18 protein-coding genes are annotated in these 21,734 nt (G+C 72.2%); 8 read left to right on the top strand and 10 right to left on the bottom strand.

The window, feature by feature from the left end:
- Positions 1–3: 3 nt before the first annotated feature.
- The 7 genes from ACQPWW_RS05730 to ACQPWW_RS05700 all read right to left on the bottom strand — a co-directional run bounded on the left by ACQPWW_RS05730 (position 4) and on the right by ACQPWW_RS05700 (position 8,063).
- The gene (locus tag ACQPWW_RS05730; RefSeq protein ID WP_433129830.1) at positions 4–1,956 is read right to left on the bottom strand and encodes a VWA domain-containing protein; all 1,953 of its coding nucleotides are present in this window, start codon (positions 1,954–1,956) and stop codon (positions 4–6) included.
- Between the two features lie 2 nt (positions 1,957–1,958).
- The gene (locus ACQPWW_RS05725; protein WP_433129828.1) at positions 1,959–3,419 is read right to left on the bottom strand and encodes a sigma 54-interacting transcriptional regulator; all 1,461 of its coding nucleotides are present in this window, start codon (positions 3,417–3,419) and stop codon (positions 1,959–1,961) included.
- Positions 3,420–3,476: 57 nt separating this feature from the next.
- Positions 3,477–4,556, bottom strand: coding sequence for a hypothetical protein (locus tag ACQPWW_RS05720; RefSeq protein WP_433129826.1), 1,080 nt, complete (start codon positions 4,554–4,556; stop codon positions 3,477–3,479).
- Positions 4,557–4,632: 76 nt separating this feature from the next.
- Positions 4,633–5,283: a response regulator transcription factor gene (locus ACQPWW_RS05715; protein WP_433129824.1), complete on the bottom strand. Its 651-nt coding sequence runs from the start codon at positions 5,281–5,283 to the stop codon at positions 4,633–4,635.
- Positions 5,280–6,524 (bottom strand): sensor histidine kinase, encoded by a 1,245-nt coding sequence (locus ACQPWW_RS05710; protein WP_433129822.1) that lies wholly within the window; start codon positions 6,522–6,524, stop codon positions 5,280–5,282. The genes ACQPWW_RS05715 and ACQPWW_RS05710 overlap by 4 nt, the downstream gene beginning before the upstream one ends.
- Before the next feature lie 55 nt (positions 6,525–6,579).
- Complete coding sequence (locus tag ACQPWW_RS05705) at positions 6,580–7,077, bottom strand: hemerythrin domain-containing protein (RefSeq protein ID WP_433129820.1); 498 nt, start codon at positions 7,075–7,077, stop codon at positions 6,580–6,582.
- A gap of 5 nt (positions 7,078–7,082) precedes the next feature.
- Positions 7,083–8,063 (bottom strand): aldo/keto reductase, encoded by a 981-nt coding sequence (locus ACQPWW_RS05700; protein ID WP_433129818.1) that lies wholly within the window; start codon positions 8,061–8,063, stop codon positions 7,083–7,085.
- 70 nt (positions 8,064–8,133) lie between these two features.
- Between ACQPWW_RS05700 and mgrA the strand changes: the two genes are divergently transcribed.
- Positions 8,134–9,129, top strand: coding sequence for an L-glyceraldehyde 3-phosphate reductase (gene mgrA, locus ACQPWW_RS05695; protein WP_433129816.1), 996 nt, complete (start codon positions 8,134–8,136; stop codon positions 9,127–9,129).
- 19 nt (positions 9,130–9,148) lie between these two features.
- Here mgrA and ACQPWW_RS05690 read toward each other — a convergent pair whose 3' ends face one another.
- The 3 genes from ACQPWW_RS05690 to ACQPWW_RS05680 all read right to left on the bottom strand — a co-directional run bounded on the left by ACQPWW_RS05690 (position 9,149) and on the right by ACQPWW_RS05680 (position 13,074).
- Positions 9,149–10,060, bottom strand: coding sequence for a lytic polysaccharide monooxygenase auxiliary activity family 9 protein (locus ACQPWW_RS05690; protein WP_433129814.1), 912 nt, complete (start codon positions 10,058–10,060; stop codon positions 9,149–9,151).
- Between the two features lie 61 nt (positions 10,061–10,121).
- Positions 10,122–11,546 (bottom strand): class I adenylate-forming enzyme family protein, encoded by a 1,425-nt coding sequence (locus tag ACQPWW_RS05685; protein WP_433129812.1) that lies wholly within the window; start codon positions 11,544–11,546, stop codon positions 10,122–10,124.
- Positions 11,536–13,074, bottom strand: coding sequence for an NAD(P)-binding domain-containing protein (locus tag ACQPWW_RS05680; protein WP_433129810.1), 1,539 nt, complete (start codon positions 13,072–13,074; stop codon positions 11,536–11,538). Before ACQPWW_RS05680 ends, ACQPWW_RS05685 begins: the two co-directional genes overlap by 11 nt.
- A gap of 63 nt (positions 13,075–13,137) precedes the next feature.
- On the opposite strand from ACQPWW_RS05680, the gene ACQPWW_RS05675 reads away from it, so the two are divergent.
- The 7 genes from ACQPWW_RS05675 to ACQPWW_RS05645 all read left to right on the top strand — a co-directional run bounded on the left by ACQPWW_RS05675 (position 13,138) and on the right by ACQPWW_RS05645 (position 21,647).
- A complete protein-coding gene (locus ACQPWW_RS05675) occupies positions 13,138–14,652 on the top strand; it encodes an aromatic amino acid ammonia-lyase (RefSeq protein ID WP_433129808.1) in 1,515 nt (504 codons plus the stop codon).
- Positions 14,642–16,207: an FAD-dependent oxidoreductase gene (locus ACQPWW_RS05670; RefSeq protein WP_433129806.1), complete on the top strand. Its 1,566-nt coding sequence runs from the start codon at positions 14,642–14,644 to the stop codon at positions 16,205–16,207. Before ACQPWW_RS05675 ends, ACQPWW_RS05670 begins: the two co-directional genes overlap by 11 nt.
- Before the next feature lies 1 nt (position 16,208).
- Complete coding sequence (locus ACQPWW_RS05665) at positions 16,209–17,198, top strand: alpha-hydroxy acid oxidase (RefSeq protein ID WP_433129804.1); 990 nt, start codon at positions 16,209–16,211, stop codon at positions 17,196–17,198.
- Positions 17,195–18,448 (top strand): cytochrome P450, encoded by a 1,254-nt coding sequence (locus tag ACQPWW_RS05660; RefSeq protein WP_433129802.1) that lies wholly within the window; start codon positions 17,195–17,197, stop codon positions 18,446–18,448. Before ACQPWW_RS05665 ends, ACQPWW_RS05660 begins: the two co-directional genes overlap by 4 nt.
- Complete coding sequence (locus ACQPWW_RS05655) at positions 18,445–19,704, top strand: cation:proton antiporter (protein WP_433129800.1); 1,260 nt, start codon at positions 18,445–18,447, stop codon at positions 19,702–19,704. Before ACQPWW_RS05660 ends, ACQPWW_RS05655 begins: the two co-directional genes overlap by 4 nt.
- A 63-nt stretch (positions 19,705–19,767) precedes the next feature.
- Complete coding sequence (locus ACQPWW_RS05650; protein WP_433129798.1) at positions 19,768–20,424, top strand: response regulator transcription factor; 657 nt, start codon at positions 19,768–19,770, stop codon at positions 20,422–20,424.
- On the top strand, positions 20,421–21,647 hold the full coding sequence (locus ACQPWW_RS05645) for a sensor histidine kinase (protein ID WP_433129796.1): 1,227 nt from the start codon (positions 20,421–20,423) through the stop codon (positions 21,645–21,647). The genes ACQPWW_RS05650 and ACQPWW_RS05645 overlap by 4 nt, the downstream gene beginning before the upstream one ends.
- The last annotated feature ends 87 nt before the right edge of the window (positions 21,648–21,734 follow it).

Genomic DNA, 21,734 nt, shown 5'->3' with positions numbered 1-21,734 from the left:
ACGTTAGCGGCGGGATTGGCGGGAGCGGAGGTAGTCGCTGACCACGTACTCGCCCAGGTCGTCGGTGTCGGGCGTGAACATGCGGCCACGGCTGCGGCGGGCCACCGCGTCGACGAAGCGCCGCAGGCCCGGATCGTCGCCGAGCATGAACAGGTTGAGCGTGGCGCCGTAGCGACTCAGCCGGTCCACCTCCCGGACCGTCGCCTCGATCGTCTCCGGCAGCGGCGGCCAGTGGAACAGCGCCTCCCCGTCGTCCGGGTCCAGGTGGGCCGTGGGCTCCCCGTCGGTGACCACCAGGACCACCGGTTCGGCGTCCGGGTGTCGGCGCAGGTGCCGACCGGCCAACCGCAGCGCGTGCTGGAGGTTGGTGCCCTGCTCACCGTCCGGCTCGACGGCGGCCAACTCCTGCTGGGTGAGCGCCATCGCCTCCCGGCCGAAGCCCACGATCTGCAGGGCGTCCTGCGGGAAACGGGTCTCCATGAGGTGCGCCAGCGCCAGCGCCGTCTGCTTCATCGGCCCCCAACGACCCTGCGAGATCATCGAGTACGACAGGTCGACGCAGAGCACCACCGCCGCCGAGGCCCGCTTCTCGGTCTCCACCACCTCGAAGTCGTCCACCGTGAGCTGCACCGGAACCGTCGGCCCGGCCCGGCGGACCGCCCGGGTCAGCGTCCGGACCACGTCCAGCGGTTGCTCGTCGCCGTACTCCCAGGGTCTGGACCCACCGCTGACCTCGCCGGCGGCCCCCGCCGAGCGCAGGTCGTGCTGCCCGCGCGGGCCGGCCGTCAGGTCGGCGAAGACCCGTCGCAGCGCGGTCCCGCCGAGCCGGCGCAGCGCCTTCGGGCTCAACGTGAGCCCCTCCGCGTCCCGGCCCACCCAGCCCTGCCGGCGTAGCTCCCGCTCCAGATCCCGCAGCCGGCGCACGTCGTCGGCCGCCTCCCGGCCCAGCGTGCGGGCGACCGCGTCGACATCCACGTCGTCCAGCGTGGCTCCCGGATGTTCCTGGTCGAGCTGGTCCAGCAGGTCGTCCAGCTCGCCGATCTCACCCAGCGCGCCGGCCGCGTCGGCGTAGTCCAGCGGCTGGTCGCCCCGGACCCGCTCGCCGCGCCCCCAGCGCAGATCCGGGCGCAGCGCCCGCAGGTTGGCGTCCAGCGCGGACAACTCCCCCGCGAGACGGTCACCGAGCGACTGCTGCATCAGACCGGCCAGCTCGGCGCGCTGCCGGTCGGAGAGCGAGTTCATCAGCCGCTCGCCGGCCGCCGAGCGACGCGCGAGCACGTCGATCAGCTCGTCGACGGTCTCCGGCTGCTCCGGGAAGAAGTCGCCGTGCCGGCGCATGAACTCGGCGAACGCGTCGGTGGTGTCCTCCGCGCGGCCGTGCCGGGCCAACAGGTCGTTCAGGTCGCCCATCATCTCGGCCAGCCGCTGTTGGGCGGCCGGGTCGGCGGATGCCCGCACCGCGTCGCGCAACCCCGCGAAGCGCTGACCGAGCACGTCGTCCCGGAGCTGGTCGAGGATCTGCTGGTACGACCGGCGGGCCTCCTCGCTGGCCCACTGGTAGCCGGACAGCTCCTCCACCGCCCGCGCGGTCGAGCGGGGCAGGTTGTCCAGCACCGACTCGGCGAACCGCGCGCCGTCGTCGTCCCGGCCGCGCAATTCGTCCCGCTCGGCGGCGAGAGCCTGGTCGAGCAGGGCCCGCGCCCTGGTCACCGCGCCGTCCAGGTCGCCCCGGCGGAGCGCCTCCCGACGCAGCCGCCGAGCGCGGGCGGCCAGGTCGTCCAGCCCGCCCCGCCCCTGCGGACCACGCCGCAGCAGGTCCCGCAGCGCCTCCCGCAGGCTGCCGCCGGCCAGCACCTCGGCGCCGACCAGGTCGACCGCTTCACGTACGTCGTACGGGGGTGCCAGCGGGTCGGGCCCGCCGGTCCACTGCCCGTACCGGAACCGGTTGCCGGCCATGGTCAGCCCCGGCCGCCGTAGACGGTGCGCCCCGAGTCGGTGACGTCCTTGCCCAGCCGGCGGGTCAGATGCAGCCCCTCCAGCACGAACTCGACGGCAGCCGCCGCTTCCTCCGGGGTGGGCGCGTCGCCCAGGCCGAGCCGGTCGAGGACCTTCGCCAGCCCGGGTACGGTGCCGACCTGGCGCAGCAGCTCGGCGGCGCTGACCAGCTCGCCGGTCTCGATGGCCGCGCCGTCCTCGACAAGGGCGGTGAAGCCGGACAGGTCCAGCCCGGCCAGGTGCGCCCGGAACGTCTCGGCGGTCGCGGTCCGCAGCAGGTGGGCGAGGATCTCGATCTCCCGCCCCTCCTCGCCGGACTCGAACTCCACCTTGCCGCGCAGGGTGCTGGTCACCGACACGGCGTCGCCGACCCGGGCCACCGCCGCCTCGGGGCGGTCCTGCGGGCTGCCGGTCGCGGCGAGCAGCCCGGCGCGGCGCAGCGCGGCACCGGCGACCGTCTCGGCGGCGGCGATGGCGAACCGGGCGGAGACACCCGAACGCGGGTCCACCGAGGGCGACTCCCGGACCGCGCGGGCGAAACGGGCCAGCACCTCCAGGACGTGCTCCGGCACGGCGGCGACCAGGTCGGCCTCCTGCCGGATCAACGCCAGCTCCAACTCCAGGTCCACCGGGTAGTGGGTGCGGATCTCCGCGCCGAACCGGTCCTTGAGCGGGGTGATGATCCGGCCCCGGTTGGTGTAGTCGTCCGGGTTGGCGCTGGCCACCAGGAGCAGGTCCAGCGGCAGCCGCAGCTGGTAGCCACGGACCTGGATGTCCCGCTCCTCCAGCACGTTGAGCAGTGCCACCTGGATGCGTTCGGCCAGGTCGGGCAGCTCGTTGACGGCGAAGATGCCCCGGTTGGTGCGCGGCACCAACCCGAAGTGGATGGTCTCCGGGTCGCCGAGGGTGCGGCCCTGGGCGATCCGGATCGGGTCGACGTCACCGATCAGGTCGCCGACGCTGGTGTCCGGGGTGGCGAGCTTCTCGCCGTAGCGCATGGAGCGGTGCAACCAGCCGATCGGCAGGTCGTCGCCGGCCTCGGCGACCTGGGCACGGGACGCCGGGGTGAGCGGGTGCATCGGGTGCTCGTTGAGCACCGAGCCCACGATGACCGGCGTCCACTCGTCGAGCAGCGCGCCCAGCGAGCGGATCAGTCGGGTCTTGCCCTGGCCGCGCTCGCCGAGCAGCACCATGTCGTGGCCGGCGAGCAGGGCCCGCTCGACCTCGGGCAGCACGCTGTCGTCGTAGCCGACGATGCCGGGGAAACGGGTCTCGCCGGAGCGCATCCGGGCGAGGAGGTTGTCGCGGAGTTCCTGCTTGACGGTGCGGTACTGGTGACCGGCCGCCCGCAGCGCGCCGAGCGTGCCGGGCAGGTCGGCCGGTGGAACCGGGATTACCGGGTTAGGCGCAGTCACCCGCCCCACGCTAGCTCACATTCGCCGGGGTGCCCCGGGCATCGGGGGGCACCCCCACTCCCACCCTCAACCCCGGCCACAGCGTCGGCAGGTTCCGCGGCGGCGCAGGTGGTACGCGTACGTGGCCGCGCCGAGCGCCACGCCCCACAGCGGCCAGAGCAGCATCGGCGCCCCGGTCAGGCTGACCCCGCCGCCGGTGAGCTCCCAGAACCTGGGGTTGCTCAGCAGCCCCAGGCTGGCGGCGGTCACCGCGATGGCGACCAGGGTGGCCGGCACCACCGCCAGCTTCACCGGCACCCGGCGACCGGCGAGCCCGACCATCCAACTCGGGAAGCGCTCGCCCCAGCGCTGCACCAGGCCGAGGGTGAGGACCGCGCCGACGGTGGCGAACGCGGCCAACCCGAACCCGGCCCACACCATCCCGCTGACCTGCATCTCGGTCAGGAACTCCCGGGAGATGCCGACCGGGATGCCGGCCGCCCAGGCGAACCGGGTCAGCGCGTACGTCAGCGGGATGACGGCGGCGATGCCGGCGGCCCACCGGCCCCAGCGCGCGGCGGCGGCCGCTGTGGTCCAACCCCGGTCGGTGTCCCCGCGACCGCAGCCGACGCAGGCCGCAGCGGTGCGGCGCTGCCAGGCGAGCACCGCCCCGGCGAGCAGCAACCCGCCGGCCAGCGCGGCGAACCGGGCGAACAGCGCCCAGGTGAAGATGTCGGAGTAGTCGACCGGCGGCCAGCCGAACGGCGCTCCGACGATCAGTATCGGCAGGTAGCCGAGGACGATCAGCACCCGGACGTCCGGCACGACCACGGCCAGGACGAAGGCCACCGCCCAGCCGTAGCCGGCGAGCAGCGCCCGCAGCGGGCCGGGTGGGCGTACCGCCGGGCGGCTCATGGCCAGTACGGCCACCGCGGCGGTCAGCAGCGTGCCGGCGAAGAGCGGGACGGCCAGCTCCACCGGCACCAGGCGCAGCAGGCTGACCTCGCCGCCGTTCCCGTCGTTCGGGCCGAGCGGGTAGCCCGCGCCGGTGAGCACGCTGAGCAGGGCGAGTACGCCCCACAGGCCGAGCCAGCCGGCGGCCAGTGGGCCGAGCCGATCGGGCCAGCGGGAGTCGGTACGGGCCGGGGAGGCAGTGATCGTTGTCATGGTCTCAGCCTCGCCGGACACCCGCCTGGTTCCCTCCCGGCCGGCGGTGAAGCCGCTCCCCCGGTCGAGGGACCGATCAGCCGGACGGGGTGACGAACCCGGACTCGTAGGCGGCGATCACCGCCTGGGTGCGGTCGCGGGCACCCAGTTTGGCGAGCACGTTGCCGACGTGCGTCTTGACGGTCTCCACCCCGACCACCAGGTGGGCGGCGATCTCCGGGTTGGACCGGCCGGTGGTCATCAACCGCAGCACCTCGGCCTCCCGCTCGGTGAGTCGGGCGGCGCGCAGCTGATCGCCGCCCACCGGTCCGTACGCCCCGACGAGCTGACGGATCGCGGCCGGGAAGAGCAGCGACTCTCCCGCCGCGACCACCCGGACCGCCTCCACCACCTCGGCGGGTCGGGCCCGTTTGAGCAGGAAACCCGAGGCTCCCGCGCGCAACGCCTCGTAGACGTACTCGTCGTTGGCGAACGTGGTGACCACCAGCACCCGGGGCGGGTTGGCGGAGGTGGCGAGCAGGTGCCGGGTGGCCTGGATGCCGTCGATGCTGGGCATCCGCACATCCATCAGCACCACGTCCGGCCGGTGCCGGGCGACAAGCGGCGGCACCTCGGCGCCGTCGGCGGCTTCGGCGAGCACCCGCAGGTCGGGTTGGGCGTCGATGATGGCTCGCAGCCCCACCCGGATCAACTCGTCGTCGTCGACGATCAGCACCCCGGTGGTCATGTCTCCTCCTCGTACGGCAGACGGGCCCGGATCAGCCAGCGGTCGCCGTCGGGGCCCACGGTGATCCGGCCGCCGAGCAGCAGCACCCGTTCCCGCATCCCGTCGATTCCTCGGCCGCACCGACCCGGGTCGGCCCGTCCGGGGCGGCCCACAGCGTTGACCAGCTCCAGTTCCAGCGCTCCCGGGTGCAGGTCGAGCCGCAGCGTCACCGGCCCGTGGCCGTACCGGGCGGCGTTGGTCAGGCCCTCCTGGACGATCCGGTAGCCCTCCCGGGAGACCACCGCGGGCACCCGCGCCGGGTCGCCGCCGCGGTGTGCGTGCACCGCCAGCCCGGCCGCGCGGGCGTCGCTGACCAATCGGTCCAGGTCGGCGAGGGTACGCTGCGGCGCCACCACCGGGCGGGTGGTGCCGGTTTCCCGGAGCAGCCCGAGCACGTGGTCCAGCTCGTCCATCGCGGTTCGCCCGGTCTCCTCGATGGCGCTGAGCGCCCGTCGGACGAACTCCCGGTCGGTGTCGAGTACCTCGCGGGCCGCCCCGGCCTGGAGGGTGGCCACTGTCAACGCGTGCCCGATCGAGTCGTGCAGCTCCCGGGCCAGCCGGTTGCGTTCGGCGAGCCGGGTGGCCTGCGCCTCCAGGGCGGCGATCCGCTCCGCCTGCGCGGGACCGAGCAGCACCGGCGCCATCGAGCCGGCCAGCGCGCCGAGCCCCGCGACGGCGTAGCCGAGACCGACGAGCATCGCCACCCCGGTCACTGTCAGCCAGCCGCTGTCCCGCCCGTCCAGTGGTCCGAACCGTTCCCGGCTGGTCAGCTCGACGCCGATGCCGAACTGCTGGGCGATGAAGGCCAGCGCCATCGGCAGGGCGCTGAACAGCGTGATCATCACCAGCGCCCCGACGATGAGGTGGGTGGAGATCCAGAGCGCGCTGCGCAGTCGGGTTTCCCGGTCGCCGCGATGCCCCAGCGCCGGCTCGGGCAGGTCGACGCCGAGCAACCCCCGCACGGCGGCGATCTCCAGGGCCCGGCTGCCGTCCAGCAGCAGCGGCACCACGGCGATCAACGCCGCAATCACCAGCAGCGCGTACGTCAGGGAGCGGGGGATCTCCGAGTCGCCGAGCAGTTGGGCGAAGGTCACCGCGAGCAGCCCGTACGGCAGCGCCAGCACTCCGCCGAGCAGCAGGAACACGCCGCGTCGCCAGGTGCTGCCGGCGACCAGCGGGGCCAGCGCGGCTCGGAGGGTCACCTCGTCATTCTGCGGGCGGAATCGGGCGCCGCGAATCCCCCGTGCCGGGGAGATCTCAGCGGTGGTCGGCGACGTACTGCTGTGGGTCCTTGTCGCGGAACGGAAGGTTGCGGCCGTTCTTGTGCTCGCCGTAGAAGGTGAGCCAGCGTTGGCCCAGCTCGGCGCGGAGTTCGGTGCTGGCGTGCCGACGGAAGTCGGGCAGCGCCTCGTCCTCTTCCTCGGCGAGGTGTTCGCTGTTCTCCCGGCGGGCCGTGCCGACCGCCGCCCACCACTGTTCCGAGCCGACCGGGTGCAGCTTCGCCTCGGCGACGGCGTCGCGGATCTTGTTGTGGTCGCCGATCGCGTCGGCGGTCTCGTCCTCGCCGTCGTCGCCGTGCTTGACCAGGTGCGGGTAGAGGATCGCCTCCTCCGCCTCGGCGTGGATGTCCAGGTGCAGGGCGAGGGCGTCCCAGATGGCGAGCAGCTCCTGCTCGTCGCGGGCGTCGTCGAGGCGGGCGAAGCCGCGCCGGAAGGCGGCGTGGTCGTCCAGGATCAGTGCGGTGATGTCGTCCACTGTGCTCACTTTCCTGTCGGGCCGGCGAACCGGGCACGCAGCATGCGGGGCATCGCGGCGAGTCCGGTGACCGGTCGGAAGCGTTTCGCGGCCTCGGCCAGCGCCGCGTACTCGTCGTCGGCGAGGTCGATGTCCGCGGCTGCGGCGTTGCGTTCCATCTGCTCCACCCCGGACGCTCCGGGGATGGCGAGCACGTTCGGGTGGTGCAGCAGGTAGGCGAGCGCGATCTGGCTGGGGGTGGCGTCGTGGGCGTCGGCCACCTGGCGCAGGGTGTCGATCAGGACCGCGCCACGTGCCAGGTTCTCCGGCAGGAAGTACGGGTTGGCCCGCCGCACCGCGCCGCTCGGCGGGTGCTGCGCGTCGTACCGGCCGGAGAGGAAGCCCTGCGCCAGCGGGCTGTACGCGATGACCACCCGCCCGGCCTGCCGCGCGTACGGCAGCAGGTCCTGTTCGGGGGCGCGGTCCAGCATGCTGTAGCGGACCTGGTTGCTGAGCACCCGCCGGCCGAGCGCGGCCTCGGCGACCTGCCAGCGACGCAGCCCGTAGTTGCTCACCCCGACCTCGCCGACCAGCCCGACGTCCTGCAACACCCGCATGCCCCGCATCGTGGTGTGGTCGGCGACGAGCGGGTGGGGTTGGTGCACCTGGTAGAGGTCGATGCTGGTGACCCCGAGCCGGGCCGCCGAGGCGACCGCCCGTTGCTGCACCACCGCCGCCACCGGCAGGACCGGCAGGATCTTGCTGGCGACCACGACCTTGGCCCGGTCGTCGCCGAGCGCCGCGCCGAGGATCCGCTCGCTGCGCCCGAAGCCGTAGATCTCCGCGGTGTCGAAGACTGTCACGCCCAGCTCGACGGCCCGCCGGACGATCTGCGCCGCCCGCTGCTCGAAGCCCGGGCCGTAGCCCCACTCGCGGGAGCCGAACTGCCAGGTGCCCAACCCGATCCTGGACAACGGTTTGGGCGTGTCGAGGGCGATGAACCGCATGGCGTCGAAACTACCCCGCTGTCCTGATTCGCACGCCTGATCCGGGGTACCGCCGGCCGGAGCTAGGCTCATGATCGTGACCTACCTCGCCGCGGATGACCGCTACGACACAATGACCTACCGGCGCAGCGGACGCAGTGGCCTGCGACTGCCCGCCGTCTCCCTCGGCCTGTGGCACAACTTCGGCCCGGACCGCCCGTTCGACAGGCAGCGCGACATCGTCCGGCGCGCCTTCGACCTGGGGGTCACCCACTTCGACCTGGCCAACAACTACGGGCCGCCGCCCGGCTCCGCGGAGGAGAACTTCGGCCGGCTGCTCGCCACCGACCTGCGGGCGTACCGGGACGAGCTCGTCATCTCCAGCAAGGCCGGCTACCTGATGTGGCCCGGCCCGTACGGCGAGTGGGGCTCGCGGAAGAACCTGATCTCGTCGCTGGACCAGTCGCTGGGCCGGATGGGACTCGACTACGTCGACATCTTCTACTCGCACCGGTTCGACCCGGACACCCCGCTGGAGGAGACGATGGGCGCGCTGGACGCCGTCGTCCGCTCCGGCAAGGCGCTCTACGTGGGCATCTCGAACTACAACTCCGAGCAGACCGCACGGGCCGCCGCGATCCTGCGCGACCTGGGCACACCGCTGCTGATCAACCAGCCGTCGTACTCGATGCTCAACCGGTGGACCGAGTCCGACGGCCTGCTCGACACGCTGGAGCAGGTCGGGGCGGGTTGCATCGCGTACAGCCCGCTGGCCCAGGGCCTGCTTACCGACCGCTACCTGGGCGGCATCCCGGCCGACTCGCGGGTACGCACGAGTGTCTTCCTCAACGAGAGCGACCTCAGCGAGGAGAAGATGGCCACCATCCGCGGGCTCGGCGCGGTCGCCGAGCGGCGCGGCCAGTCCCTCGCCCAGCTCGCGCTCGCCTGGGCGCTGCGGGACCCGCGGATGACCAGCCTGATCATCGGGGCGAGCAGCGTCGCGCAGTTGGAGACGAACATCGCCGCGCTCGACAACCTCGACTTCACCGCCGACGAGCTGGCCGAGATCGACGGCCTGCTGGGCTGACCGGAACGGGCGGGCCGGGTCACCAGATCCGGCGCCGCCCGGCCCGGTGGTTGCGTACCTCGCACTGACGGCCCACCGGGGCCGCTGCCGTGCGGTGTCGCCGGCCCGCGCCGACAAGCAGCACCAGGAGCAGCACGACGGCGGCGCCGGCCAGCACCGGCCACCGCCCGCCGAGGTCGGTCACCGACGCCACCGGCACGCCCGGGTCGGCCGCCGCCGCCACTGCCGCGCCGCTTGTCGCCGGCGCACTCGCAGCGGTACGCGGCGCGCTCTTCGTCGCGGCGACCTTCGACGGGGTGGCGGTGGCCTTGGCGCCACGGAACACCACGTCCGAGCAGGAGTAGTAGGTGTCCGGGGTGCTGGAGTTCTGCCAGATCGTGTAGATCAGGTGTCGGCCCGTACGGCCCGCCGGCAGCCGGCCCGCCAACTGGTACGCCCCGGCCCGCACCGGCGGGTCGGTGAGCGTCAGAAACGGGCGTGTCTCCAGGTCCGACCAGGTCAACGGCGCTTTCGGGTCGTACCCGGGCCTGGTGACGTAGAGCCGGAAGGCGCCCCGGTGCTCGATGGTGGTCCGGTACCGGAAGGTGAACGTCGCGCCCGCCGTCAGGTCGGTGGCCGGCCAGTCGGTGCGGGGCAGGTCAAGTCCCCGGTACGCGGACAGCCCACCGCTGCACAACTCACCGTCCGGGATCCGCTCCCGGTCCCGCCCGTTGATCGCGGCGACCCGCACGTTGTCCCATTCCCGGACGGCCGCGCCCGCTTCGACGGCGGCCCGGCAGGCGGCGGTGGCCGCGTACCGGCCCTCGGGCCCGCAGGCAGCCGCCCGGCTGACGGGGTCGGTGGGGGCGCCGTGGGCGGCGGCGGGCGTGGCTGCCAACGGCACGGTCGCGGCGACGACAAGCACCAGGGCGAAGAGCCGGCGTACGGGCATGAGGATGACCTCCACCCACTGGTACGGCGGACGGGCGGCAAAGGTTCGACGTCCGCTCCGGTCATCGTTCCCGGTCGACGGCGGCCGCGGCGCGATCGGCGGGTTCACGGAGCTGTGCGAGTTGGGTCTTGTCCGGTTTGCCGCTCGGCGCGAGCGGGACCCGATCGATGACCGTGACGGTTCGCGGCACCGCGTGATCGTTCACCCGGACGGCCACCAGCGTGCGCAACACGTCCGGGTCGGGCGTTCTCCCGGCCACCGGCACCACGAAGGCGTGCACGGCCTCGCCGGTCACCTCGTCCGGACGCCCGACGACGTACGCCTCGGCGACCGCGGCATCGGCGGCGAGCGCCCGTTCCACCGGCCCGGCGTAAACCAGCTGCGCGTTGACGATGATCACGTCCCGCACGCGCCCGAGCAGCCGCAGGTATCCGTCGGCGTCGAGCTCCCCCAGGTCACGGGTACGCACCCAGCCGTCCACGAACACCTCGGCCGACTCGTCCGGGTCCTGCCAGTAAGCGGATGCCTGCGCGGGGGTGCGGACGTAGATCTCCCCGTCGCGAAGGGAGACGTCCACGGCCGGACGACCGACAGTGGCGAGCGTGGCCGCGTCGGCCACCATCTCGGCGGGGGTCACCATGGAGATCATCGACGTCTCGGTCTGCCCGTACCCGTGGAAGAGCACCGGACCCAGCACGTCGAGCGCCTCCGCCAGCCGGCCCGGCGCGAGTGGCGACCCGGAGACCATCAGCGCCCGCAGGTGACGCAGGTCCACCGGGTGGGAGCGCTGGTCCCGGATCAGCTGGTGCAGCTTGCCGACGGTGATCACGCTCGCCGTGGCCCGCTGGTCGACAAGGGCATCCGGGAAGACCGGCCGGGGCGCCACGACGAGGGTGCCGCCCGCCGCGAGGGCGAGGACGCCGTACTCCAGCATCACCTGACTGGCCAGTGAGCCGAAGACCAGGTAGCGCTGCATCCGGGTGGCCAGGTCGGTGATGGCCGGAGGCCACCGGTCCGGGTACGCGACCCAGGCCGCCGACATTGCCGCATAGGTCTGCACCACCCCCTTCGGTGTTCCCGTGCTCCCGCTGGTCCAGACGATCCGCGCGGGGTCCGCGGCCCGTCCCGCCGCGACAAGTGGCAACCCGTCGTCGGGATGCTCGACGAGCGAGGCCAACCGAGTCGAGTCGACAAGGAGGGAGCCGGCCAGCTGTGCCGGGCTCAGATCGGCACGCCACCCGGACACCCGCGCTCCGACGGCGAAGGCGGCCATCGTGGCGGCGAAGGCGGCGGCGGTGACCGGCAGTTCGAGCGTGACACCCACTCCCGGCCCCGCGCCGGACGAGCGCAGCCCGGCCGCGACGCGCCGGATCAGACCCGCCATCGCCGATGCGGTAGTGACGGTCGGTCCGTCCTCGAAGACCGGTCGGTCCCCGCCGGCGGCCAGGAGGTCGAGGACGGGCTGCGGCCAGAGGTCAGCGGGCATCGGCGAGGATGCCCTTGACGAAGACCTCCAGGGGCTGCCGGTGCACGGTCGGCAGGTCCCACTGGTTCTCCAGGTTCTCCGCGAGGTGGTGCTCGGCGACGACCTGCCCGTCGCGCAGCACCCGCACGACGGGGTGGAGATAGCTGGCGTCGTGCGCGGCGTTCGCGTCGTTCTCGGCCGGACGCGGCACCGTGATGTCGAACGGGTCGACCTGGTCGTGGTCGGGGCCGTACTCCAGGGTGATCAGGAACGCGAACACGTCCGGCTCCGCCTCCCGCAGATAGGCGACCGGCACCTCCTCGCGGTAGTGGGCGGCTTCGCCCTCGACAGTGATGACATCGCCGAGCACCGAGAACTGCTGCCACAGCGCCGAGGTCACGTTGATCCGGGCGATGATCGAGTCGGCGATCGCCTCCGGCGTCGAGGCGATCCGCCGGGACGGCCAGGGCTGCCCGTGGTGCCGCTCGCGGAGGATGTGGTGCAGCGCGCGGGTGGCATAGCGGAAGCCGTGGATGAAGCCGTTCGTGGACTTCTTGAAATCACGCTGCTGGCTGAGGGTGCCCGCGAAGTAGAGACCGGGGACGTTCACCGACTCAAAGGCCGGCGTCTGCGCCGGGAACCGATCCCGGATGGCCAGCTCCGGCCGGGCCGACTCGGCGAAGATGGACGCGTCGAAGCGGAATCCGGTGCAGAGGATGACCCTGTCGTACTCAAGCTCGCGCAGATTCTCGACCGTCCGGGCGTACCGGAAAAGCACCCGGAACCCGCCGCCCTCCCGCCGGCTGATCTGCTCCACAGTGCCGTCCAGGACGGCGTTCTGTGACTTCAGCTGATAGGTGTCCAGGAAGTTGTTGTTCACCGCGCGCAGGTGCCCGACGTAATGGGACTGCCAGGCCAGCTTGATGGAGTGCGGCCCGGCGACGTGAATCGTGGCCGCGGTCTCGATGAGCGCGTCAGCGGTCTCGAAGGCCGAATTGCCCTTGCCGATGATCAACACACGCTGATTGACGAAGTCGACGGGTTCGACGCTGACCGTGTCGTAGCGCTCGGCCAGGTCCGCGCCCTCGATCGGCGGCACGTAGAGCTGGGAGACGCCGGTGGCGACGACGACTCTCCGTGCCGCCCAGCTGTGGTCGTCGGCCTGCACGGTGAACACGTCGCCGGTCTTCGACACCGAGGTCACCCGGGTGTCGTAAACGACGTTCAGACCCCGGGCAAAGTCGGCGAGATAACGCACGAGGTCGTCCGCGACCGGGAAGTAACGCGTGCTGTAGTACTTGAAGAGCAGCGCCGGATCGTCGGTCAGCAACGAGTTCCAGTCCGACCGCAGATTGAACTCCGGATCCCCGGACCCGGTCCACACCTTGTTGATCGAGATCAGCTGGCGATGCCGCGGATAGGTCTCGAAGAATGTGCCAGCCCGTGGGCCGCTCTCCAGCACCACGTAGTCGTGACCGTCGCGCTCGAGCAGGGCCGCGAGCTGCAGGCCGGCCGGCCCGGCTCCAATGATCAGGCAATCGTGCGTCATGCGCCGCAATTTACTGAGGCGATTTCAGAGCGCTCTGAGAAAGCGCCTCTAGCATCCGCTCCCATGACGATTGAGGTGGATCTGGCAGCACCCCTGCGCCTCGCCGACCTGCGCGTCGCGGCGGGCCCGGTCACTGTCGTGATCGGCGACGAGGTGCGGAACCGGGTGGCGACCGGCCGCACGTTCCTCGGCAAGGCGCTCGGCGACGACCGGGCGATCTACGGCGCCACCACCGGCTTCGGGGCGCTGGTCGGCTACGCGGGCCGAGCCGACCAGCGCGACCAGGCCGACAACACCCTCGCCCACCTCGGGGCGGGCCAGGGCCCGGACCTCGCTCCGGATGTCGTGCGCGCGACGCTGCTGGTCCGTGCCTGGTCCCTGGCCCAGGGCGCGTCGGGGGTCTCGCCGCACGTGATCGACGCGCTCGCGGCAATGCTCGGCACGACGTTCACCCCGGCGATGCCCCGGCTCGGCTCGGTGGGAGCCAGCGGTGACCTGATCCCGCTCGGCGCCGCCGCCCAGGCGCTGCGCGGCCGCGGACACGCCTACGTGGACGGCGTCCGGATGCCCGCCGGGGATGCCCTGACGAAGGCCGGCCTGGAGCCGATGCCGCTCGACGGCCGGGATGCGCTCGCCCTGGTCAACGGCACGTCGCTCACCACGGCGGCGCTGGCCCTCGCCCTGGGCCGGGTGCGCGCCTCGCACCGCGTGGTGCAGACGCTGAGCTGCCTGCTCGCCGACCTGCTCGGCAGCGATCCGCAGTTCCTCGATCCCGCCCTCCTCGCCGCCTACGGCCACCCGGGCGCCGTCGTGGTCGGCGCCGCGATGCGGGCGGCCTCCGCCGGCCTGCGACAGTCCGGCACGAGACCCCTGCAGGAGCCCTACAGCATCCGCTGCGCGCCGCAGTTACTCGGCGCGGCCGAGGACGCCCTGCGCTACGTCGACGGCGTCGTGGCGGCGGACCTCGGCGGGGTGAGCGACAACCCGCTGTTCTTCCCGGCCGACGACAAGGTCGTGCACGGCGGCAACTTCTTCGGCCAACCCGCCGCGTTCGCCGCCGACGTCCTGTCCATGGTGATCGCCCAGGTCGGCAACCTCGCCGAGCGCCAACTCGACCTGCTCGTGGATCCCGGGCGCAACGGCGGACTGCCGCCGATGCTCGCGGCGGGACCAGGTCAGCAGCACGGGCTGCAGGGCGTACAGCTCGCGTCGACGGCGCTCATCGCCGAGATCAGGCGCGACTGCGTGCCGGCAAGCATGCAGAGCCTCCCCACCAACCTGCACAACCAGGACGTCATCCCGCTCGGCACGCAGGCCGCTCTCCGCGCCCTGGACCAGGCGGAGCTGCTGCGCCTGATCACCGGTTCGCTCGGGCTCGGGCTGCGCCAGGCAGTGCACGTGGGGGCGCGCCGGCCCACGGCGGTGGGCTGTGACCGCACCCTGCGAGCCTTGGAGGAGATCCCCCCGATCGACCCGGACCGGCCGCTCGACGGAGACGTGCGAAGGGCAGCCGCAATTCTGGAAGAGCTTGAAATCTCTCTGATTTCCGGCTCGTACGGTGAGCGCCGTGACGCTTGATTACCTGATCATCGGGGCCGGTCCGGCCGGTCTTCAACTCGCAGCCCTACTCGAGGCCGAGGGCAGGCGTGACTATCTGGTGCTGGAGGGCGCCGACGGGCCGGGGGCGTTCTTCGCCACCTATCCGCGGCACCGCCAACTCATCTCGATCAACAAACCGCACACGGGCACCGACGACCCCGAGCTGAATCTGCGGCTCGACTGGAATTCCCTGCTCACCGACGACCCGGCGCTGCTGTTCACCCAGTACACCGAGCGGTACTTCCCCGACGCCGACGTGATGGTGCGATACCTCGCGGACTTCGCGGCGAAGACCGGCGTCAGGGTCAGGTACGGCACGCGGGTGACCCGGGTGTCCACGCACGACGGCGTGTTCACCGTCGAGGCCGGCGACAAGCGCTGGGAGGCCCGCGCGGTGATCGTCGCCACCGGCGTGTCGAAGACCTACGAGCCGGACATCCCCGGATTCGAGCTGGCCGAGGGGTACGACGTGATGAGCGTCGAGCCACGTGACTATCTCGACCAGAAGGTGCTGATCATCGGCAAGGGCAACTCGGCCTTCGAGACCGCCGAGAACCTCATGGAGACCACGACACTGATCCACGTCGCGGGGCCCAGCTCGGTCCGGATGGCGTGGCGCACCCACTACGTCGGGCACCTGCGCGCGGTGAACAACAACTTCCTCGACACCTATCAGCTCAAGTCGGCGAACGCGATCCTCGACGGCACGGTCCAGAGCATCGAGCGCGACGGCACGGGCTACAAGGTCGCGTTCAGCTTCTCGCGGGCGAACGAGGTGGTGAAGGAACTGCACTACGACCGGGTGCTGGCGTGTACGGGATTCCGTTTCGACGACTCGATCTTCGACGCCTCGGCCCGGCCCCAGCTCGCCATCAGGGACCGGTTCCCGGCACAGACCGAAGCATGGGAGTCGGTGAACGTCCCGGGGCTGTTCTTCGCCGGGACGATCTCCCAGGAGCGCGACTTCAGGAAGTCCACGAGCGGTTTCGTGCACGGCTTCCGCTACTCCGTGCGCGCACTGCACCGGATCCTCTCCCGCCGCTACGACGCCACGGCCTGGCCGTCGGTCCCGCTCGCCGTCGAGCCGGCGGCCCTGACCGCTGCCGTCATCGGGCGGATCAACCGCACCTCGGCCCTGTGGCAGCAGTTCGGGTTCCTCGCCGACGTGCTCACCGTCGCCGGACCCGAGGCCCGCTACCACGAGGAGGTGCCGGTGGACTACTTCGTGTCGACCGGCCTGCGCACCGCCGAGCACGACTACGACCGGGCGTTCGTGATCACTCTGGAGTACGGCCCGGACCACGACCAGGTCGACCCGTTCGACGTCACTGTGACCCGCGTGGCCCAGGACGTCGTGGGGCAGGCGCACGACGCGGCGTACCTGCACCCGGTCGTCCGTTTCCATCGCGACGGCACGCTGATCAGCACGCACCACCTCGCCGAGAACCTGGAGAACCAGTGGGACCGGCCCGAGGTCCACGTGCGGCCGCTGGAGGAGTTCCTGGGTCGCTGCCTCTCCGGCGCCGAGGGCTGACATGGACGCGGTTCACCAGGACTTCTTCGAGGGCGGGGCCGGGCGGGAGCGCACAGTGACCGCCAACGAGCGGGCCTTCGAGCGACGGTGGATCGTGCCCCGGGTGCTGCGGGCGACCGGCGAGCGGGACCTGCGGGCCACCGTGGCCGGCACGTCGCTGGCCGCGCCGGTCCTTGTCGCTCCGACGGCCTTTCATCGGCTCGCGCACCCGGAGGGCGAGGTGGCCACCGCGCGGGGGGCCGCGGCGGCCGGGACGGCGATGGTGGTCAGCATGGCCGCCACCCAGCCGGTCGAGGAGATCGCGGTGGCGGGCGGGACGCTGTGGTTCCAGCTGTACCCGCAACCCGACCTCGACTTCACGCAGTACGTGGTCAAGCGCGCCGAGTCGGCGGGCTGCCGGGCGCTCGTGGTGACTGTGGACTCCCCGGTGTTCGGACGGCGCGAGCGGGACCTGCGCAACGGCTTCACGGACCTGCCGCCCGGCTACGCCTGCGAGAACATGCGCGACACGACCGGTCGGGTGCGCCCGATCGCGATGGACGCGACGGCCGGCTGGGATCGGATCGCCTGGCTGCGCGGTGTCACGGGACTACCGATCCTGCTCAAGGGCATCCTGCACCCCGCGGATGCCCGCCTCGCCGTCGAGCACGGCGTCGCCGGCGTGATCGTGTCCAACCACGGTGGACGACAGCTCGACGGGACGATTCCCACGCTCGACGCGCTGCCCGCGGTCGTGGCAGCAGTGGGTGGGCAGATCCCCGTGCTGCTCGACGGGGGTGTGCGCTGCGGCGCCGACGTGGTGGTCGCGCTGGCGCTCGGGGCGGGGGCGGTGCTGGTGGGGCGTCCGGTGGTGCGGGGGCTCGCGGCGGGCGGGGCGGCCGGCGTACGGGAAGCCCTGGAGCGACTCACCACGGAGCTGGACGAGGCCCTCGCCCTGGCCGGGGCGCGGCGGCCGGCCGATCTGACGCCCGACCAGGTGGCGACCCGGTGAAGGCCGTTGTCGACCTCCGCGAGTGGATCTTCGCGCGGGTGAACGGGACGGAGGGCATTCCCGTGCCCGGGCCGCTTGTGGGGCCGGAGGACTTCCTTCGGGTCTACCGCGATCCGGCCGCCGACGGGCGCAGCCGCGGGGCCGGCCTGTCGGACCTCTTCTGGTACTGGCTCGCGCCCGGTCCGCAGATGCATCAGGAGCACCTCGAGCCCGGCGAGCGGTACCGGACGGTCGCGCGGACGACCCGGCAGGTGCTCGCCATCCCGCACGCGCGCTCCGACGAGCTGGCGACGGCGGCGACCCGGCGGATCCTCGACGCGCTCCCGGCGGGCCGGACCAGCCACGTGCGGCTACGTGACCTGATGATGCCGATCTGGGCCGAGGTCTCGTACGAGCTGGTGTTCGGCGCGGCCTGCCCGCGCGACGTCCGCGATCTCATCGTGGCCAACGCGGACGACGTGGTGACCGCGCTGAAGGGAATGGGTCTGCGGCACATGTCCCGGCGGGTTCGGTTGACCCGCTACCTGCTGGACCGGATCGGTGCGGGGACGTGCCCGGTGGTGCTGCCACCGCCCTTCACGGCCCTGGAGACCGCCTGGTACCTCCAGGGCGCGTTCTTCAACACGGCTGTGGTGCAGATGTCGGAGGCCATGGCGCACATCCTGCTGTGCGCCGGGTCCGTCACCGACACGTCGGACGGGTCGCTCGACCGGATCGTCGACGAGACGCTCCGCGTGCACCCGCTCTTCGGCATCGCGCACCGGATCACCTCCGGACCCATCACCGTGGGCGATCACGTCCTCCCCACCGGATCCGTGCTGCTCTTCAACTACCGGGCCTTCCAGCGCACGGGTCCCGCCGCGGACGACGAGTTCAACCCGGACCGCTGGCTGACGTTGCGCCCGCAGGATGCCCACTTCATCCCGTACGGCGTGACCGCCAACCGGGCCTGTCCGGCGCGGGGCTCGGCTCCCGTCCAGCTACGCGCGGCGACCCGGGAGGTGCTGCGGCGCTTCTCGGTCAGCTCGTCGGCGGCGCACACCCGCTCGCTGCCGAGTCGCGGTCCCGCGTACCTGACGCCCCGGGGTCTTCCTGGTCCCGGCCGCACCCGGCTCAGCCTGATGCGGCAGCGCGACCGGATCTTCGACGTGGGGCGCTCGGTCAAGCAGCTCGTCTGCGGCACCTGGATGGTCGTCGACGCCCGACGACAGAGGTTGTGCACCCGATTCTTCGAGGAGGCCAGCGCGTGACCCCCACCGAACTCGCCCCGCGGTTCTTCATCGCGGTAGCTGTCATTCTGCTCTTCTGCAAGCTGGTCTCCTGGCTGCTCGGCAAGGCGGGTCAGCCGCCCGTGGTGAGCGAGATGCTCGCCGGGGTGCTGCTCGGCCCGTCGCTGCTCGGCCTGTTCTGGCCGGGCGCGCAGGCCGCCCTCTTTCCCGCGCCGCTGCTGCCGATCCTGTACGTGGTCGGCCAGGTCGGCCTTGTGTTGTTCATGTTCCAGGCCGGGTACGCCTTCACCTCGCACCGGGTGACCGGGCTCGCGGGCACGGCGGGCACGGTGTCGCTCGCGGGTGTCACGGTTCCGCTGGTGCTGGGGTTCCTGCTGGTCCTGGGCATGGCGGGCTTCGTCCCGATCCGCGCGGAGGGCGTGTCGCTCGGGGTGTCAGCGGCGTTCGTCGGTGTGGCGCTGGCGATCACGGCCTTCCCGATGCTTGCCCGGATCATCACCGAGCGCGGCCTCGCCGGCACCCGCTTCGGGTTGCTCGCCCTGGCCAGCGGCGCGATCGACGACGCTGTCGCGTGGATCCTGCTGGCCGTGGTGTTGGCGTTCGCCTCGGGCTCCGTCGGCCCGGCGCTGGTCTGCGCGGGTGGCGCGGTGCTGTTCGGGCTGGCGCTGTGGCTGGGTGGGCGGCGGGTGACCGGCTACGTGATGGGGCTCTCGGGTGATCGCGCACGCCTGCTGGGCGTTGTGGCGCTGCTCTTCCTGGTGGCCTGGTACACCGACGAGATCGGGCTCTACGCGGTCTTCGGTGCTTTCGCGGTCGGCGTGGTCATGCCGCACTCCGCGCAGACCGACCGGGTGGTCGACACGCTGACGCCGGTCGCGGCGACGGTGTTTCTGCCGCTGTTCTTCACCTTCTCCGGGCTGCGCACCGAGTTCGCGTTGCTGAGCAACCCGGCCGTGCTCGGTTTCGCCGTCGCGTGCGTGGCCGTGGCGATCGTCGGCAAGTTCGGCGCCTGCTGGGGTGCGGCCCGGTTGATGGGCGAGCCGAACCCGGTGGCGCTGCGCGTCGGCGCCCTGATGAACGCCCGGGGCCTGATGCAGCTGATCGCCCTGAACGTGGGGCTGGAGGCGGGCGTCGTGAATTCGTCGCTCTTCACCGTGCTGGTGCTGGTCGCGCTCGTCACGACAATCATGACGACACCCCTGCTGAGCTGGATCGAGCGGCGCGAGGCACGGGTGCCCGCTTCTACACCGTCGCTCGTACCCGCCGGAACCCCGTAGATTGATTGTTTGAGGAGACAAGTTTCACACCACATAGATGTGTTTCTATGTCACTATCTGTACATGACCCGCCTCCTGCTCGTCGAGGACGACTCGGAGCTACGCGACATGGTGGCCGAGACACTGACCGGCGAGGGATACGTCGTCGACCAGGCCCCCGACGGCCAGCGTGGCCTACACCTGGGGCTCACCCGCCCGTACGACGTGATGGTGATCGACAGGCGTCTCCCCGCCCTCGACGGGCTGGACCTGGTCGTCCGGCTGCGCTCCCGCGCGGTGGTCGCCCGGGCGCTGCTGCTGACCGCCCTCGGCACCGTCGAGGACCGGGTCGCCGGCCTCGACGCGGGCGCCGACGACTACCTGACGAAGCCCTTCGACCTGGACGAGTTGAGCGCCCGCATCCGGGCCCTGTGCCGCCGGACACATGACGCCACGGAGGTGCTGCGGCTCGGGTCGGGCCAGCTCGACCTCTCCGTGCGCGACGCCGTCCTGCCCGACGGCACCCGGATCGCCCTGTCCGCACGCGAGTTCGAGCTGCTGCGGGTCCTCGCGGCCCGGCCGCACACCGTCCACTCCCGCTCCGAGCTGCGCAGCCGGGTCTTCGACGAAGCGGCCGCGGCGTCCCTGGTCGACACCTACGTCTACTACCTGCGCCGCAAGCTCGGGCGCTCGGTGATCCGGACCGTGCACGGCCTCGGCTACCGGCTGGGAACCCTGTGAGCTTCGAGGACACCATGCTGCGCCGGGCCCGGGCGCGGGTCAGTCTGCTGGTCGGACTCACCATGACGGCGCTGCTCGCCCTGGGCGCCGCCATCTCCTATGCCGCACTGCTGCGCAACCAGCACGAACAGATCGAACGGGAGCTCGACTACGGCGCGGTCCACGGCACCATCGCGGGGCCGCCGGGCTGCAGCTGGATCATCCTGTACGACGGCAGCCGCACCGACTCGGGCCGGAACCCGCCCCCGCCGGGCTTCCCGCTGCGGTCCGCCATCGACGCGGTGGCCCTCGACCACCAGGTCCGCAGCGACAAGGTCGACCGCAACGGCACCACCTACTACGTCCGCACCCAGCCGCGCGGCACCGGTGTCGTGCAAGCGGTGTTCGACGCGCGCTTCCAGCTCTCCGACCGGCGTCACCTGCTCGCCGCCTTCTTCCTCGCCGCGATGGTCGGCCTCGCCGCTGCGGCGTTCACTGGCATCGCCGTGGGCCGCCGAGCCGTGGCGCCGCTCGCCGAGGCGCTCGGCCGGCAGCGCCGCTTCGTCGCCGACGCCAGCCACGAGTTGCGCACCCCCATCGCCCAGGTCCACACCCGCGCCCAGATCCTGGCCCGCCGCGCCGGCGCCGACCGCGCCGACTACGACCACCTGATCGAGACCACCCGCCGCCTCGGCGAGATCGTCGACGAGCTCCTGCTCTCCGCCCGCCTCGCCGCCACCCCGGCCGACCGGCACCCCTCCGAGCCCGTCAACCTGGCCCTCCTCACCGCCCAGGCCGTCGACTGCGAGGCCGACCGCGCCGCGGAGCAGGGCGTCCAACTGCACCTGACCGTCCCGGACACTCCGGTCCTCGTCCCCGGCATCGCCTCGGCCCTGCGCCGCATGGTCGGCGAACTGCTCGCCAACGCCCTCACCCACACCCCGACCGGCGGCCGCATCGACGTCGCCCTGCGCACCTCCCGCCGCGGCGCGGACCTGGTGGTCACGGACAGCGGAGCCGGCTTCGACCCCGCCGACGCCGAACACCTCTTCGACCGCTTCCACCGTGGCGCCGGGGCCAAGGACCGGCGCTTCGGTCTGGGCCTGGCCCTCCTGCGCGAGGTGGTGACAAGCCACGGCGGGACGATCTCCACCGACAGCCGCCCCGGCGCCGGGGCGACCTTCACCGTTCGGCTACCGACGATGCCGCCCCGGGCCTCCACAGGCGCGACCCCATCGGGCTGACCGCGCGTAGGCCGTCACAACCGCCCCGAACACCACTCCCGCACCTCCCCTGGCCTGGCTGCCGACCGGCCAGGGCGGCGGGAATCC

The sequence above is a fragment of the Micromonospora sp. CA-240977 genome (genome assembly GCF_050942285.1).
In the GTDB taxonomy this organism is placed as follows: domain Bacteria; phylum Actinomycetota; class Actinomycetes; order Mycobacteriales; family Micromonosporaceae; genus Micromonospora.
Note: the sequence above shows the minus strand (reverse complement) of the source record. Positions and strands in the feature narration are given on the sequence as shown.

Excerpts from the sequence above, each read along its gene's own strand:
- ACQPWW_RS05730 (WP_433129830.1), bottom strand. The coding sequence starts at position 1,956 with ATGGCCGGCAACCGGTTCCGGTACGGGCAGTGGACCGGCGGGCCCGAC.
- ACQPWW_RS05720 (WP_433129826.1), bottom strand. The coding sequence starts at position 4,556 with ATGACAACGATCACTGCCTCCCCGGCCCGTACCGACTCCCGCTGGCCC.
- ACQPWW_RS05715 (WP_433129824.1), bottom strand. The coding sequence starts at position 5,283 with ATGACCACCGGGGTGCTGATCGTCGACGACGACGAGTTGATCCGGGTG.
- ACQPWW_RS05700 (WP_433129818.1), bottom strand. The coding sequence starts at position 8,063 with ATGCGGTTCATCGCCCTCGACACGCCCAAACCGTTGTCCAGGATCGGG.
- mgrA (WP_433129816.1), top strand. The coding sequence starts at position 8,134 with ATGATCGTGACCTACCTCGCCGCGGATGACCGCTACGACACAATGACC.
- ACQPWW_RS05690 (WP_433129814.1), bottom strand. The coding sequence starts at position 10,060 with ATGCCCGTACGCCGGCTCTTCGCCCTGGTGCTTGTCGTCGCCGCGACC.
- ACQPWW_RS05685 (WP_433129812.1), bottom strand. The coding sequence starts at position 11,546 with ATGCCCGCTGACCTCTGGCCGCAGCCCGTCCTCGACCTCCTGGCCGCC.
- ACQPWW_RS05680 (WP_433129810.1), bottom strand. The coding sequence starts at position 13,074 with ATGACGCACGATTGCCTGATCATTGGAGCCGGGCCGGCCGGCCTGCAG.
- ACQPWW_RS05675 (WP_433129808.1), top strand. The coding sequence starts at position 13,138 with ATGACGATTGAGGTGGATCTGGCAGCACCCCTGCGCCTCGCCGACCTG.
- ACQPWW_RS05665 (WP_433129804.1), top strand. The coding sequence starts at position 16,209 with ATGGACGCGGTTCACCAGGACTTCTTCGAGGGCGGGGCCGGGCGGGAG.
- ACQPWW_RS05650 (WP_433129798.1), top strand. The coding sequence starts at position 19,768 with ATGACCCGCCTCCTGCTCGTCGAGGACGACTCGGAGCTACGCGACATG.